Genomic DNA, 500 nt, shown 5'->3' on the forward strand with positions numbered 1-500 from the left:
GTTACCTGTTGGCGATGGACCAGACACATGTGGAAGGGACCTGCCAGTGGTGCGGCCGGCCGATCGCCACCACCATTGGGGTGGAGCGGACCTATTGCAGCCGGGAATGTGCGGCAGCAGGCCGGTACGCTTTGCGGGGATTTCACAAAGGCAGCCACCGGATCAGTGCCGCAGATACCCAGCTATGGCTGGAAAAGCTGACACAGGCCGCCAGAGCGAACAAAAGCGGTGTGCGTGGGAAGCGAGTCCGTCTTGTATGCGGAACGACCAGCATGTACACCGGCCTGGATGGATTGACCGCGATCATCCGCTATCATTTGCGGTGTGATCCATACGATGGAAGCGTGTATGTGTTCCGTGACGGAACGGGCAGTATGCTGAAATATATTGAATGGGATGGTCAGAGCTTTCAACAGGGGAAACGGCGGGCCCAGAGCGGCACATACCCCTGGCCGAAAGGAGAGTCTGGCCGTGTGGTCGAGATCAGCGAGAAAGAGTTT

The 500-nt window shown here is 58.2% G+C and carries 1 protein-coding gene; it reads left to right on the top strand.

The annotated features are described in order from the left end of the window. Positions 1-500, top strand: a 500-nt coding sequence (gene tnpB, locus B5F88_RS20120) for an IS66 family insertion sequence element accessory protein TnpB (RefSeq protein ID WP_087937101.1), incomplete at both ends; no start/stop codon positions are given.

Origin of the sequence: Flavonifractor sp. An306 (genome assembly GCF_002159455.1) — a bacterium.
Lineage (GTDB): Bacteria > Bacillota > Clostridia > Oscillospirales > Oscillospiraceae > Flavonifractor.